Source organism: Blastopirellula sp. J2-11 (assembly GCF_024584705.1).
Classification (GTDB): Bacteria; Planctomycetota; Planctomycetia; order Pirellulales; family Pirellulaceae; genus Blastopirellula.
Window position 1 is genome coordinate 88,345 of the sequence record NZ_CP097384.1, and the last position, 14,322, is coordinate 102,666.

General features: G+C 57.9%; 16 protein-coding genes. 4 read left to right on the forward strand and 12 right to left on the reverse strand.

Annotation, left to right across the window (positions count from 1 at the left end):
* Positions 1-198: a hypothetical protein gene (locus tag M4951_RS00410; protein ID WP_262024505.1), complete on the reverse strand. Its 198-nt coding sequence runs from the start codon at positions 196-198 to the stop codon at positions 1-3.
* Positions 199-425: 227 nt separating this feature from the next.
* Between M4951_RS00410 and M4951_RS00415 the strand changes: the two genes are divergently transcribed.
* The 3 genes from M4951_RS00415 to M4951_RS00425 all read left to right on the forward strand — a co-directional run bounded on the left by M4951_RS00415 (position 426) and on the right by M4951_RS00425 (position 3,576).
* On the forward strand, positions 426-1,733 hold the full coding sequence (locus tag M4951_RS00415) for a PQQ-like beta-propeller repeat protein (protein WP_262024506.1): 1,308 nt from the start codon (positions 426-428) through the stop codon (positions 1,731-1,733).
* Positions 1,734-1,744: 11 nt separating this feature from the next.
* Positions 1,745-2,116 (forward strand): STAS domain-containing protein, encoded by a 372-nt coding sequence (locus tag M4951_RS00420; RefSeq protein ID WP_262024507.1) that lies wholly within the window; start codon positions 1,745-1,747, stop codon positions 2,114-2,116.
* A 212-nt stretch (positions 2,117-2,328) separates the two neighbouring features.
* Complete coding sequence (locus M4951_RS00425; protein WP_262024508.1) at positions 2,329-3,576, forward strand: aminotransferase class V-fold PLP-dependent enzyme; 1,248 nt, start codon at positions 2,329-2,331, stop codon at positions 3,574-3,576.
* Positions 3,577-3,580: 4 nt separating this feature from the next.
* Here M4951_RS00425 and M4951_RS00430 read toward each other — a convergent pair whose 3' ends face one another.
* Both M4951_RS00430 and M4951_RS00435 read right to left on the reverse strand, forming a co-directional pair.
* On the reverse strand, positions 3,581-3,910 hold the full coding sequence (locus tag M4951_RS00430) for a TfoX/Sxy family protein (protein WP_262024509.1): 330 nt from the start codon (positions 3,908-3,910) through the stop codon (positions 3,581-3,583).
* A gap of 27 nt (positions 3,911-3,937) precedes the next feature.
* The gene (locus tag M4951_RS00435) at positions 3,938-4,435 is read right to left on the reverse strand and encodes a DinB family protein (protein WP_262024510.1); all 498 of its coding nucleotides are present in this window, start codon (positions 4,433-4,435) and stop codon (positions 3,938-3,940) included.
* A 186-nt stretch (positions 4,436-4,621) separates the two neighbouring features.
* Between M4951_RS00435 and M4951_RS00440 the strand changes: the two genes are divergently transcribed.
* On the forward strand, positions 4,622-5,179 hold the full coding sequence (locus M4951_RS00440; RefSeq protein ID WP_262024511.1) for an SRPBCC family protein: 558 nt from the start codon (positions 4,622-4,624) through the stop codon (positions 5,177-5,179).
* Positions 5,180-5,280: 101 nt separating this feature from the next.
* On the opposite strand, the gene M4951_RS00445 is transcribed toward M4951_RS00440, so the two are convergent.
* The 9 genes from M4951_RS00445 to M4951_RS00485 all read right to left on the reverse strand — a co-directional run bounded on the left by M4951_RS00445 (position 5,281) and on the right by M4951_RS00485 (position 14,259).
* Positions 5,281-6,633 (reverse strand): GNAT family N-acetyltransferase, encoded by a 1,353-nt coding sequence (locus tag M4951_RS00445; RefSeq protein ID WP_262024512.1) that lies wholly within the window; start codon positions 6,631-6,633, stop codon positions 5,281-5,283.
* A 60-nt stretch (positions 6,634-6,693) separates the two neighbouring features.
* Positions 6,694-8,289: a hypothetical protein gene (locus tag M4951_RS00450; RefSeq protein ID WP_262024513.1), complete on the reverse strand. Its 1,596-nt coding sequence runs from the start codon at positions 8,287-8,289 to the stop codon at positions 6,694-6,696.
* Positions 8,290-8,322: 33 nt separating this feature from the next.
* The gene (locus M4951_RS00455; RefSeq protein ID WP_262024514.1) at positions 8,323-9,060 is read right to left on the reverse strand and encodes a glycosyltransferase family 2 protein; all 738 of its coding nucleotides are present in this window, start codon (positions 9,058-9,060) and stop codon (positions 8,323-8,325) included.
* A gap of 590 nt (positions 9,061-9,650) precedes the next feature.
* The gene (locus M4951_RS00460; RefSeq protein WP_262024515.1) at positions 9,651-9,968 is read right to left on the reverse strand and encodes a hypothetical protein; all 318 of its coding nucleotides are present in this window, start codon (positions 9,966-9,968) and stop codon (positions 9,651-9,653) included.
* Positions 9,956-10,768: a Nif3-like dinuclear metal center hexameric protein gene (locus M4951_RS00465; protein ID WP_262024516.1), complete on the reverse strand. Its 813-nt coding sequence runs from the start codon at positions 10,766-10,768 to the stop codon at positions 9,956-9,958. Before M4951_RS00465 ends, M4951_RS00460 begins: the two co-directional genes overlap by 13 nt.
* Positions 10,769-10,832: 64 nt before the next feature.
* Positions 10,833-11,870, reverse strand: a complete 1,038-nt coding sequence (locus M4951_RS00470) for a hypothetical protein (protein WP_262024517.1) — start codon at positions 11,868-11,870, stop codon at positions 10,833-10,835.
* A gap of 52 nt (positions 11,871-11,922) precedes the next feature.
* The gene (locus M4951_RS00475) at positions 11,923-12,783 is read right to left on the reverse strand and encodes a hypothetical protein (protein ID WP_262024518.1); all 861 of its coding nucleotides are present in this window, start codon (positions 12,781-12,783) and stop codon (positions 11,923-11,925) included.
* A gap of 17 nt (positions 12,784-12,800) precedes the next feature.
* Positions 12,801-13,697: a YceI family protein gene (locus M4951_RS00480; protein WP_262024519.1), complete on the reverse strand. Its 897-nt coding sequence runs from the start codon at positions 13,695-13,697 to the stop codon at positions 12,801-12,803.
* A gap of 190 nt (positions 13,698-13,887) precedes the next feature.
* A complete protein-coding gene (locus M4951_RS00485) occupies positions 13,888-14,259 on the reverse strand; it encodes a response regulator (RefSeq protein WP_262024520.1) in 372 nt (123 codons plus the stop codon).
* Positions 14,260-14,322: the final 63 nt, after the last annotated feature.

Sequence of the window (14,322 nt, forward strand, 5' to 3'; positions counted from 1 at the left end):
CTACTTCTCGCCCAGGGCCGCTTTGATGATTTCTTCGATGTCGAAATCGCCCAGGTCGATGGAGTCCATGACCGAATCGATCATCACTCCTTCGTCTTTGCGGTGGAGTTCGGCCAAAATCAGTTCGATTTCGGCGTCGCTATGGCCGCGGCCGCGAAGATATTCAGTCAGTTCCGGAAATCGATCCAGTTCGCTCATTGTGCGTGTCGCCGGCTTGCGGATGGGTGACGGTCTCCGACCCCACCGTTTGACGGTCGGTCGGCCCTCGTACAAGCATAGGACATGCACCGCCGGTCGAACAATCAGTCTCGCCTGATTCTACGCCGGACGCATCGGATTTACTCGATTTCGCCGCCTGCAGGTGATAAGTTAATAACGTGAGCCCTGCCATAACGTTACCTACCGTTTGTTGGAGACGCCCCAAGATGAACTATCGACCATACGGGTTGGCCTTACTGCTGATTTTTGCAGCGATGACCGATTTTGCCGTTGGCGACGACTGGCCCAATTGGCGCGGTCCCCGTGGGGATGGTGTGAGCCTGGAGACCGACGTGCCTCTCACTTGGAGTGACGCAGAGAATATCCGCTGGAAGGCGGAGCTTCCCGGCTGGGGCGGTTCGACGCCGGTCATTCAGGACGCTGGATTAATTATTACTTCACAAGACGATGAAGGTCGCCTTTTTTTACAGCTGTTTGATAAAAACTACGGTAGTCCGCTGCGAAAGTTAGAAGTCGGCTCCGGCGACGTTCCGCGCGAAGCGCCAAAGCGCCTGCAGCAAAAATTTCACCGGCTGCACAATCTGGCGTCGCCATCGCCAACAGTTCATCACAAATGGATCGCCGCCCACTTTGGGAATGGAATTTTGGCGGTCTACGACTTTGAGGGAAATGAAAAGTGGCGCCGCGATCTGCAAGAGGAATACGGCGCGTACACCATCTGGTGGGGGCACGCGAATAGCCCTGTGATTGTTGACGGGAAAGTGATTTCGGTTTGCATGCAAGATTCGCTGTCCGATCTCGACCAAGAGCCGGTCGAAAGTTATCTGGTCGCCCATGATCTGCAGACAGGCGAACTGATCTGGAAAACCAAGCGGATGACCGGCGCTCCGGCGGAACAGGCCGACGCCTATACGACCCCGCTGGTTCGCAAACGCAACGGCCGGACCGAGTTGATTGTGATGGGAGGAAATCAACTGGACGCCTACGACGCCAAGACGGGTCAGCAAATCTGGTTTCTGCCCGGGTTAGAAGGGGGGCGAACCGTGACCGGCCCGACCATCGACGACAAGCGGATCTACTGCACGCGCGGCATGCGCGGGCCGACGTTGGCGGTCGCGTTGGACGAAATCAAAACGGGGCGCGTCCCCGATACGGCGATCGTGTGGGAAGAAGCGCAGTCGACCCCCGATTCGCCGAGCCCGGTCGTTTTGAATGGATTGCTGTTTACGGTGACCGATGATGGAATCGCCGTTTGTCGCGATGCGGCGACCGGCGAACTCGTATGGAAAGAGCGATTGGGCGGAAAGTTTAAAGCGTCGCCCGTGGCTGTGGAGAATCGAGTCTACTTTCTGAACACCGATGGACTTTGCAGCGTGGTGGCGGCGGAACGCGAATTCCAGAAATTGGCGGAAAACAAGCTCGACGACGAGACGATCGCATCGCCAGCGATTTCGGACGGCTGCATTTATATCCGCGGCCGCAAATATTTGTATTGCATCGGCAAAGCGTCATAAGGGACATCCGCGTGAACGAAAGCACTTTGATGTTGTCCTCCCGCGAAGGGGACCTGGTGAAAGTAACGCTTCTGCCAGAGGAGTTGCGAACTCCGGAAGATTGTTACGACCTGCGAAACGAAATGATCACCGCGTCGACCGACTGTCGCGCGGTGTTGATCGATTTTGGGAACGTGACGTTTATGAGCAGCGTCGGCCTGTTGTCCTTTTTAGGACTCCGCCGCGCCGTGGCCGAACGAGACGTCCGGATTATCTTTTTCAATCTGTCCGACAACTTAGACGCGATGCTGACGTTGTGTCGGCTGATTTCGGATTCTCCTCACGCGAAAGCGCCGTTTGAGACGGCTAAAGACGAAGCGGCCGCAATCGCCCAAGCCTCTTAGCAGGCGATCTATCGATACGAAAGTTCCTGCGCCATGCTCTTGCTGCGTCTTTGTGGGAAGCGCATGTCTTCAATGCGCCTGCCGCAGCAGGGCGAGTTGTCCTTTCGCCCTCGGACTATTAAAATCATAAAGCAATGCGAAAACTCCGCTGCTCTCTTGTTGAGAGCGGCCCATCGCCCCAAGTGGGCGAATATTCAAAGGTTAGAAACAACATGACGGTTGCCTCTCAGCACGCCGACAAACTAGATATCGAAGCGATCCGGGCCGATTTTCCGATCCTGCACCAAACCGTGCACGGCAAGCCGCTGGTTTATTTAGACAACGCCGCCTCGTCGCAGAAGCCGCGTCAAGTGATTGACGCGATGCGCGAAGTGGACGAGCGGTTCTACGCCAACGTCCACCGCGGCGGTCACCAGCTGAGCAACGAGTCGACGTCGATGTACGAAGAGTCGCGCGCCGCAGCGCAGCGATTTTTGGGCGCCAAATCGAAAAATGAGGTGATCTTCACCTATGGGACCACCTCGGCGATCAACATGGTCGCTCATGCTTGGGGGAGCGCCAATCTGACTCCCGGCGATGAGATCCTGTTGACCGAGATGGAGCATCACTCCAATCTCGTCCCTTGGCAGCAAATCGCCCAACTGACCGGCGCCAAAATCAAAGCGTTGCCGATCACCAACGATGGCCTGTTGGCGATGGACGAGCTGCCGGGCTTGCTTAGCGAGCGCACCAAAATAGTCGCCGTTTCGGCTGCTTCCAACGTATTGGGAACGATCAATCCAGTCACCGAGATCGTGCGTCAAGCGCACGAAGTCGGCGCGGTCGTGTTGGTGGACGCCGCCCAAGCGGCTCCGCACAAACCGATCGATGTGGTCGCGTGGGACGCCGACTTCGTGGCGATCAGCGCTCACAAAATGGTGGGCCCATCAGGGCTCGGGATCTTGTACGGCAAGCAAGCGCTGCTGGAAGCGATGCCTCCCTTTTTGGGTGGCGGCAGCATGATCAACACGGTGACGATCGATAGTTTTACGCCGGCGATGCTGCCTGCCAAATTTGAAGCAGGCACGCCGCCGATCACCGCGGCGATCGCTTTCAAAGCGGCGATTGAATATCTGGAGAGCATCGGTCTCGACCATATCCTCGCGCATGAGCAAATGCTGGCCGATTACGCGCATCAGCTGCTGGCCGATGTGCCGGGATTGCGAATCTTGGGTCCGGCGCCGCAGCAAAAAGCGGGCATCGTCAGCTTTACGGTCGACGGCATCAGCCCCAACGACATCGGCATGATGATCGACACTGCCGGCGTCGCGATCCGAGCCGGACATCACTGCGCCATGCCGCTGCATGCTCGCTACGGTATTGCATCAAGCGCCCGCGCCAGCTTTTACCTTTATAACACGCGAGAAGAAGTCGAGATCTTTGTCGCCGCGGTACGCAAAGCGCTGGCGATCTTATCGTAGGAGTTCACTTCTTCGGCAGCGTCTTTACAAAGTCGAACGCGCGGTCGGTCCAATTTTTGACTGCGGCGAATTGAACCAGGCCGGCCTCGTCGATCACGATCCAGCCGCGCATAGGGCGTCCGGTGAAGTCGAACACGCGAACGTGCTCTGCTTCCAACGCCTCCTCGTAAGCGTCTGGTCCAATCCGCACGATCAACTCATCGCGCGAGACGCCGACGCACATGTTGCCGTTCAGCAAGAATGCGAGCCCGCCGAACATTTTCTTTTCGGTAACGCCTCGTTTGCGCTGCAGCAGCCCGCGAACGCGGGCAGCAAGTTGTTCGTCATACGGCATCGATCGATTTCCTGCGTATCGTCAGCGTTAGCGAAAGAGGGGCCGGCGACCGAGCGCTTTGCGGATGTCGCAAAGTTGCCCACGATGATTCCACCAGTGCGAGATCACGATCGAGATGCCGGCGCCGCGGCTCGAGAAGACCGCTTCCAGCCCCTCCGGCGGCGCTTTGCAGGGCAGATCCAGATCGTCATCGCTTTGCGTCTCAAGCCAGGCGAGCGTTCGATCGCGGGCCTGACGAAAACGGGTCGCGATCGTTTCCCAGGAGGGATAAATATCGGCGTCTTCTTCCGGCCGGCTCTCGGGACCGAGGATCGGCATCCAGTCGGCGAATTCGTTCGGCTCGCCCAACACAAACTGCCGCGCGATCAGACCCTCGCAAAAGGTGAGATGCCCATAGATCCACAGAGCATGATTTCCGCCAGGCGTCGCTGCGGCGAGCGGCGTTTCACGCAGATCTTCCAAAATCGGCGTCGTCCACGATTCGGTCATTTCAAAATTGTGGCGAAGCAAGTCGATGGCGCGCATGAATTTCGTTTTTTCGAAGGATCGGATGAGATAGATGCGAGAAGCGGACTTTGATGGTTTTTATCTTCCCATATTCGGCGCCGCAAAAAAAGTTGGCCCGCTGCTTGGATTTTGGGAAGAAGCGAGCGACAATCGCCCCAGCGGCGCTCGTTCCCTCTCCGCCGATATTCGCAATGCAAGGCCTTTATGAAACTTGTCCTCCGCAGCCTGATCGCATTGGCGGTATTGATTGCGATTCCGTTTTTCATCGCGCTGTTCATGCCGCGTCAGTTTACGATTACGCGTGAAGTCGTGATTCAGCGGCCCAAGGAGGAAGTGTTTGATTTCATCAAGCTGCTGAAGAATCAGGAACAATTCAGCGTGTGGGCCAAGCTGCCTGGCGAGCGCGAGGTGACCATCCGCGGCGAAGATGGGACGCGAGGCGCGGTGATCGCCTGGAAGAGTGACGATCCGAACATCGGCGTCGGCGAACAGGAAATCACCGGGATCAAGCCAGGGGAGCGGATCGACTACCTGATTCGCTTCACCAAACCGTTCACGTCGACCGATCCCGCCTATCTGCAGACGGACTTTGTGAACAAGAACGAGACGATGGTGACGTCCGTCTATATCGGCACGATGAACTACCCCAGCAATCTGTTTTGCATCTTCGTTCAAGAGATGATCGGCGATCAAATGCAGATCAGCTTGGATAACCTAAAGCAGGTGCTAGAAAACCAGCCGAGCGAACCGCCCGCGATCTAACTTCGCGTCGCTTGGTACGTAGACCAGGGCTTGTTCTGACCTACATAGCGCTAGTGCTCCGTCACACGAAAATTTAGGCAGGGCAGAACATTCGTCCAAGCTTAGATCGCCGCGGCGTCTTCCAGCGGTGGGAACCAGAGCGACGGCATTTTTAGCGCGGCTACGGCTGCGTCGGTCGCCATTTTGGTGGAAGCGAAGATGTCTCCGCGGTCGATCGCCTGGGGGACGTTCAGATCGCCGCACAACAGGCGAACCAGATCGTTTTGCGTCAGACGAATAAAGCTGCGCCCCAGCTTGCCGTCGCTGAGCGAACCGCTCCGCTCAGTGAAGTGGAGCGAGTGCTTTTCTCCCTCGACATGCAGCCCCAGGTCGCATGGTAGAGGGTAGCCGGCTTTGACGAGATTGGCGCGAAAACGTTCGGCATGTTCGGCCAGCGATTGTAGCGGATGTCGCCAGCGAACCATCACCGTCGAGTTCGAGACTGGACGCTGCGGCGGAGCCGCGCTGCGAACCGCTCGGTGCAATGGATCAGCCGCCGGCGCGTGATAATAGATGGCGCGTTGATCGCGTTCCATCGCGTCGCCGCAAATACGCCGCAGCAATTCGGTCGCAACATCTTCGCGACCGGGCGCCGTGACGATCTCAAGCACCTGACTGTTGCCGGTCATCGCGTAGCCGACGATCTTCGAGTCGTCGTCCAGGGCTAGTTTGTTGCCGCCGTCGATGGCGACATACAACTGTTGAAAGCCGCGGCGATCCAGCAGCCAACGCCATTGCTCTTGGGTGCGAACCGCGGCGCCTAGCAAGTCGTTAAAGCGGCGTTCGTACAGCGATGTGAGCCCGGCGAACTCTACCTGACGGTAAAGCCGGATCGACAGGCGCGAGGTCTCGCTTATATCATCGTCCCAATTTCGCGAGGGAAGAGGCTGCTGCAAGTTGGCCAAAATCTGCGCCGGATCGCCCTGGCTGCGGGTTTGCGATGAGAGCGCGGTCCAGCCGCGGCGCGCCAAGTAGTCTGGCGAATCGGTGCGGTAAACCGCGCACTCGGCGCCGCAGCGCTGGAGTTCGGCGTCGACTTCGGCCAGCAACTGGGCGGCGACGCCGCGCGAGCGAAATTCTGGCGCCGTCGCTAGTTCGTCCACATGCAACGTGGTGGCGATGCGATCGGCCAGGCGCGTCTTCCGGCGGATGACCCGCACGTGGCCAACGATCTGCCCGCCAACTTGATTTTCAGCACGGCAAACAATCCGTTGGCCTGGGTCATAACCGGGGCGTTCTTGTTCGATGTGAAATTCGTTTTCGCTCGGGCGAAGCAGCGCTCGCTGCATCATCTCGAAGATGGGAAACGAATCTCCTTGGGTCGCTCGGTCGACGACAAGATGGGGCGCTTTGGAGGAGCGACTACTAGACGATTGAATCGACTTACTGAGAGGCGAGGCTTGGACCGCGCACATGGGCTGGACTCCCTTCAAGCAACGGACAATTCCCTTTGTTCAGCTGAGCTTCCCCTTAACTTAAGGGGCGACGGCGCTCAGGTCCAGTAGCAAAGTCCGCAAACTTTTTTCGGGGAAGAGACAAAACGCGTACTCGCGCGACAAAGCGATCGCGTCATTGCGCGCTTCGCGCTTGCTTTGCGTCAATTGTTGCTGAAGTTGTTCGCGCTGCTCGGCGACGGCGTCTTGCAGCGCCAGATTGATGCGCTCTAAGGCGCGATGACGCTCGGCCATTTGACTTGGTGGATCGTTGGCCAACCAGCGATGCTTCTCTTGAACAAGCTTCTCGATATCGGCCGGCAAGGGGTCGCAAGAAAGATGACGGTCAGGATTGAACCGCAAATCGCGCATTAAGCGCGCGATCTGCGCCGACTTCGCTTCATCGGTTCGTTCGCGAGCGATCGGCAGATGAACGGTCGCCGTCGCGGCGACGATCGGCGGCGGCGTCACGCCAAATTGTCGAGCGATGATCAGATCGGTCACCTGATCGTATTTCGCACCTCCAATTCCATGGATAAACAGATCGGCCAACACCAAGCGGGCGTACATCGTCGTCAATAATGCGCGCGGCCGCAAAACAACTTCGGTCTGAAGTTCGAGCAGCGCCGAAATGGCCTCTTCTGTTTGGGCGGGAATCGTAATATCGAGCGCGCCTCGATCGGTCAGACGTATTCCGGACGCCGATTGAGAGACGAACAGTCCCCGGCGGCGCGGGTCGGCTTTCGACCAAATCCAGAGCGGCGTTTCGATCAAGTCGCCTGCCTGTGCCAGATGGGGAGCGGGGTGATTGGCGCTCCGAATTTTATGCAACCGGCGGTACTCGTCGATCGCGCCGTTGTAGACCGCGCGAAAGGAGGGCGCGTCACTCCACAAATGGAGGGCGAACCGCGCGAACGACTCGGTGCTGTAGACCTGGCTCAGCGGGACTTCCAGCGTTTGCAGTCCCCAATCGATCTCTAACTGATGGCGGGCCTGGGCGAAACTGCGGCCGATGTTGTCGGTCGACTCGGCCGCTTGCAGCACGCGCGGCCAAAACGATTCGATCAGCGGGCTGTCGACCAGCGGTCGAATCGCTTCCGCCGCTTGTTCGCCAAATTGCCGGAACGTCGCGGGGTTGAGAATCGTTCGTTCTTCCCACGCGATCGGCGGTGATGAGTCGTCAAACGAAACGCGGCGGTGGTTCCAAGTACCGTCGCCGTCTACCTGGGGAACGGCGATCGCCGGACTGGCGACGGTATCATTGTCAACGATCAGGTTGATCGGCGTTGCGCCGGCGGCTCGGCTGACCGAATCGAGCAGGAAGTTTTTGAACCAGACGCCGGGGTGAAACAGCCCCGGTTGATGGCCGGCCATCACGATCGGCGCAGCTTCGTCGGGCAAGTCGAAGGACGGTCGATAGGCGAACGTGTAGTTGCTCGCGAGCGCGACAAGCTGGCGACGGGCGATCTGCGAAAGCTGAGCCAGTGAGACGCCGCCGATCTCGATCGATGTTGCGTCAAGCGCAGCGGAACGCTGTTGGAGTAGCTGGACAGCTTCGGCGGCGGTTGGCTCGATCAAGGCCGAACCATGGCTTCGCGGAGCGCGAAGCGGGCGATACTCAAGTTCCGCTGGCGTCATACTTCGTGCCCGCTTGGTTAGAGCCGAGGGGCGTTAGCCGCCGAGCGAAATGGCCGCGCCATCCACTTCGACTTCGCCGCGGGCCATCGTTCGGTCCAGCACCAGGTGATAGTAGTTGAGCCGAGTCGTGCCGTCGTCGAGCGCGCCGCCAAACGAACGTTTTTCGTCCAGGTAAACAAGCGGGACCGGAAGTTCGATCACGTTGAGCCCGGCTCGGGCCGCTTCGACCCACAGTTCCAACGGCATTGCGTACCCAAACTCGGTCACCGGCAATTGGCTGACGGTGTCGACGCGGTACGCTTTAAAACCGCAAAAAGCGTCGGTCAATTGAAAGCCAAGTCGTTGATTGATCTCGCCGGTGATCAATTGATTGATCCAGCGGCGCTGGGCCGGCGGCTCGCTGTCGCCGGGGTACTGCTTCAGGTAGCGACTTCCCGAGACGATGTCGACATTTTGGCAAGCGGCGACAAAGCGGGGAATACGCTGCGGTTCGTGCTGGCCATCGCAGTCGATCGTCACAACGATGTCGTAGTCTTCAGCGGCGGCGTATTCAAACGCGGTCTTGAGCGCGGCGCCGTAACCCCGATTCTTGGCGTGGGTCACCACCTGGATGTCGTTGCGCTCGGCAAGCAGCTCTGCGGTGCCGTCTGAGGAGCCGTCGTCAACGACCAAAATGTCGCGGCTATAGCGCTTCACTTCGTCCAAAACCGAGTGGACGGTTCCACGTTCATTAAACACCGGCAGCGCGGTCAGAGCACGAGGCGACTTCATTGTTGGTTCCATCAAGCAGCAGGGACCGAGAATCAAACAACCCATGCTACGCTGTCGCCTAGCGGGAAGCAACGCTTCAGCCGGCGGCGGCTATCCGTAACATCTTACCTATCCGTGAGATACTGCACGGCGGCGATCACTGTACCCTTCGATGCCGCGGCTTTCCGGTGGTTGCAATTGCGGGGGCAAGAATGTGGAAAACCCCGAAGAAGTTGGGGTAATTTGTATCCAGGATTTTCGCAAAGATATTAGGGAGGCGTTGAATCAGGGAACTGGACTTCTGAGGGACTTATGAAGTCCTGGCCTGGACCACGAACGTGCAGGATGTGCACGACATTTCCACGAATAATGAAAAGTGCACGGTACGCTTTACCCAATCTCGTTCTAAACAGGATTTCGCGTATTGTTTCGGTGTAGAGAGTTGATTCCGCTGCGATACTGCAAGAAGCGGCACGATATTCAAGACAAATTAGCGTCTTTTCCAACGCTATCGCCCAGTTTTGGGCGCCAGCCCTTGAGCGTTGAGAGATATTAGTCGAACAGCGATTGAATGTCTTTTTCGCCACTGGGCTGAACAATGACTTGTAGCTTCATTCCGGAGTTTCCGGAATGCTATTTATCTGTCGAAACTCATCAAAGAATTCAGAAACAGGGCGCCCCAGCCCGGCGTCCATTTCGTTCAAGCCTTGCCGGATCGCCGCATGGATTTCATTCTGGCGTTGGGAGTCATACCAGCGCAATAGCAGTTCATCGAGGGATGTCGCGTCTGGCTGAGTATGAAGGTTCTGAAACGCGAAGGCGTAGAAACTTTCGAGCTGTTCAAGCGTGGTCATGATCGAAAACTCCGTATTAGACCTTCTCAATTCTAACACACCGACGCCAGGGTACGAAAAGGTCACTTCAGCCAAGTGATCGGGTCACTTTCCTGCTCGCTGGCCCAGCATTTTAATCCCGCATATTCGTCCGTCAGTTGGTCGGCTAAGGTCTCGACGGCGAACCGCTCGCTGGCGTAGTGCCCGACCAGGACGAGCGCGACGCCTTGGGCCTTCGCTTCGAGCGACGTGTGAAAGTTGGTCTCGCCCAATAAAAGGCAATCGCAACCGAGGGTGATCGCCGTACCCAGAAATTCGCCCGCTGCGCCGCAAGCGACCGCTGGTTGCGTCACTTTTTGATTGACGCCGCCGACTACTTGTACGTACTCGATCTGCAGAAATTTGCGCACGACGGCGGCGAATTGGGAGAGCGTCTGCGGAGCCGCCAGCTTGCCGTAGCGCCCGCTTCCCAAAGGCGCCAAAGGGGGATGATCGAACGGCTTGAGCGGCGCGATGTTGGTCAAGCCAAGACCTGCGGCAAGCTGCTGATTGATGCCGGCGGCGGCCGAATCGAATCCGGTGTGCGGGCTGTAGATCGCGACGCCGGCTGCGATCAGTTGCAGCAACATTCGCCCGACGGTATCGTCGGCCGTGATCCGTTTCAACGCGCGAAACGGCAGCGGATGATGAGCGACGATCATGTTCGCGCCGCCAGCGATCGCTTCTTCGACCACCTCCGGCGTGATCGTTAGACAGGTCATCAGCTTGCTGACCGGGGCCGTACGATCCCCTACTAACAAGCCGACATTGTCCCAGGATTCGGCCAGCGTCGTTGGAGCGAACTGATCGAGGTAGCGGCAAAGTTGGTCGACGGTCGTCGCGATAGATTGGTTCATGCGGCTATCAAGCGGACAGAGCGAAAGAATCGTTTCGACGTATCGTAACACGAAACGGATCGCGCTACTTCCCGAGCGGCGATACCCACAGAAACGCGTGGCCTGCTTCGTCAACTTTGATTTCTAAGTTGAGTTTGGCTTGAAACAAAATCGTATCGAGCAGCTTTTTATAGAACGTGCGACGGGCCGGGTATTTCACTTTGGCGGTCGCGATGTCGATTCGTTTAGCGGCTGCGCCGTTGTGATCCCACAGCAGCGGCAATTTGACGCGCGCGGCGATGGCGTCGGCCGCTTGTTGGACCGGGATGTCGGCGATCTCGACTTCGAGATATTGAAACATGCCGGGGGCGACCTGGCCTGGGTTTCCATCGGGAGTCCAACCAACGGGCCAAGGTTTTTTGGCGGCGGCCGAGTCGACCAGATGCAGCTCGACATCGCCGCCGGTTTCTCGACGTGGAACCATCGCCAAGCCGAGCGGGCGAAGCAGCGCGGCGACTGCCGTGCCGCAGCTCACATTTTCCAGCTCATCGAGGACCTTGCCTTGTTTCATGCGCGCGATAACGTCAGGAGTGGCGCGAAACTCGACATCCAGCCGCTGGTTGATCTTTTGCAGCGTATCAAACGGGGTCGTCTCTTTGGTCTTGGCTCCGACAGTTGGGGAGAGTTGTTCGTAGAGGGCGACGAATTCTTTGGAGGTGAGCCCGAACACGCTCTCTTGTCGTTCGAGTTCTTTCTTACCGCCTGCCCGAACTTTCTCAAGCCAACTGCGCATGCCGGCGATATCGTTCATTTTAAAGCGACCGCCTGGCGTGATCAAAACTTCGCCGGGGGTAAGCAGCGCCGTGATGTGGTAGTTGCCAGACCCTTTGTCGACGAGATCGGTCGCATCGCTGCCGTGACCCGAACGGAGCCGGACATCGTCGAAACCGACTGACTGCAGCGCCTTCACCCATTTGTGGGTCGAAGTGACGGCGACCCCTTTTTCGGTGGCGACTTCCAGCGTCACGCGGCCGGCGCTGGCCAGCGACGAAGCGCCGATCAATACAAAGAGCGTCAGTAAAATGCGAATCATCGGCATATCCAGCAGAAAGTGCGAAGCCATCTGCCGAATTGTAGCACGCTGGATCGCCGGTTCCGACGATTTTGTGCGGCTGTTAGTACTCGTTGAACGAATCTCGTTCGGTCCAAATCGCCACTGCGACCGCGACGATGCAGGCGATGATCGGCAGCAGCGTTCGCAACAGTACGCCGCTAAAACCTGGGCGTTCGGCCAGCGGTTTCCACAGACCGATCCAAAGAAGAGCGGGCGCCAAAGTCGGCAGCAGATAGCAGATCAGAGGTATCTCGCTGAACGATTGCACGCGAGCATCGAGCAAGTAGCCGCCTGAGAGCAGCGTGACCGGCAGCGCGGCGCCGAGCAGCGCCGGTTTTTCTTTGGAGAGCAACGAAACGAGGGTGACGCCCACCATGGCGGCGAAACCCATTCCCAGAATCTGCATCAGTTTGGCGTTGCCTGACAACAATATTACGACCATGCCGGCCGCCAGCGAGATTGTGACGATCGCCGGCAACCACGGGCCATTCATCCGGCGCGACAACCCGTCGAGCGGAACGGCGATCGCAAGCATCCAAAGGGGCCAGACGATCAAATGAACGGTCCGCGACGGCTCGAGATCGGCGTAGGTAGGCACGATGAACCAAGCGGCGATCCAAACCGCAGCGAAATAGAGCAAGACGCGTTCGACGAGCGTGATTCCGTTGGCCGCCGCGACAGGTCCGATCAGCGCCGTTAGAAACAGCGCATACGGAGTCCAGTGCCAGTGGGAGGTCGGGCTCCAGGGGCCAAGCTGCAGGAGCGCATAGCTAATTGTGAAGCCAGCGGCGATCGCGAGAGCGGCGGGCCAGCGCTCGCGAGCTTCTGCGGAGAGAAAACGTTGGGCGATCCAAAAGATCGCGGCTGCGACCAGCGCCGGAGCCGCGAATCCATAGAGAGCTTCGTTGGGAGTAATCGGCACGAGTTATTCGCTCTGAATTACTTCGCGGTGACTTCGATCGTCATCGCGACTTCTTTTTCGACCTTGCCGTCACCGTAGGTCATGCCGAATTCGGTGCGATCGATCTTGAAATCGGCCGTCAGCTTGCCGGCTTCGACGGTCGCCGGAAACGTGATCGACTTGGTTTCGCCCAACAGGGTCAGATCGCCGGTGATGGCGAACTTGCCTGGCTCGGTCGATTCAATTCCGGTCGTCTTGAAAGTGGCGACGGGGAACTCACGAACATTGAAAAAGTCAGGACTCTTCAAGTGACCAGTCAGCTTTTCAATTTCGGTGCTGAGCGATTCGGTTTTAATTTCAACGTTGATCTCGCGGGGCATTCCTTCCGCGAAGGTCGCCGTGCCGGACAGTTCGCCAAATTTGCCGGTCCGCGGATCGGGCTTGTCGCCGCTATGCGTGCCGACAAATTGAACCAGCGTGTTCTTGGCGTTCAACTTCACATCCCCATCGAGCGCGGCGCCAGCTGTTGCTTCGCTTGCAGCAGGCGTCTTTGCCGGGGCTTCGGCAGCAGGCGCTTCGGCCGGCATTTCCGCTTTCGGAGCATCTGCTTTGGGAGCTGCTTCCGTCGCAGGCGCTTCCGCCGGAGTTTCCACCTTTGGAGCCGCTTCGGCAGCAGGTTTTTCAGCGGGCATCTCGGCTTTCGGGGCTTCGATCTTAGGAGCTTCTTCCGCGGCCGGAACTTCCGCCGGCATTTCTGGCTTGGCGGTTTTCACCATCGGTGTTTCTTCGGCGACGGGGGTTTCGGTCGGCATTTCGACAACGAGTGTCTCGACGACTTCGGTTTCTTCGGCCGGCGTTTCGGCGACCGGGGCAGGAGCTTCGCAGCCGATCAGACCGGCGGCGGAGAGCATGAGAATCCAGTGCAAGCGTGGCATCGTTTTGTTTCCTATGGCAAAAAGTACGATATGGGGGGCGAGTCTGACGAACGCTCGTCGGCCGCGATTTAGGTAGAAGAGGGAACGGCCGACCCAACGCGACGACCGCGCAGTGCGCCTCGATGGGCCGACCGAGCGTTCATCTTAAGCCAGTTTTTCGACGGATGCCACGCAACTCTGGCGTAATTGGCTAACCCAAATAAGGTTTTAAGAGGGCGATCGTTTCATTTTTACCGATCGACAGCTTGCCGAAACCATGGACGGCGCCAGCCGAAATCGCAATTTGCTGATGCTCTTCGTAGTTGGTGATCAGCATCGTGGGGGTTTCTCGCAAGGATGCATCGGCTTTGATTTGCTTGATAACCTCAAGCCCGTCGGTGTAATCGCGATCGAGTTTACGATTGACCAGCACCAGATCAATTGCTTCGCGGTGAAGGATTTCGAGCGCGTCTTCGGGGCCATCGGCCTGCAACACTTTGGCGCCAAACTGCGTTTCTACAAACGATTTGATCGCATAGAAATCAGGACCGCAATTACCTACATCGAGAACTTTTTTGGGCATGGATCGACGCCGTAGTTGGCGATAGCAAAGGAACAAGGAAACAAAAAAAGCGAGAAGGTACGG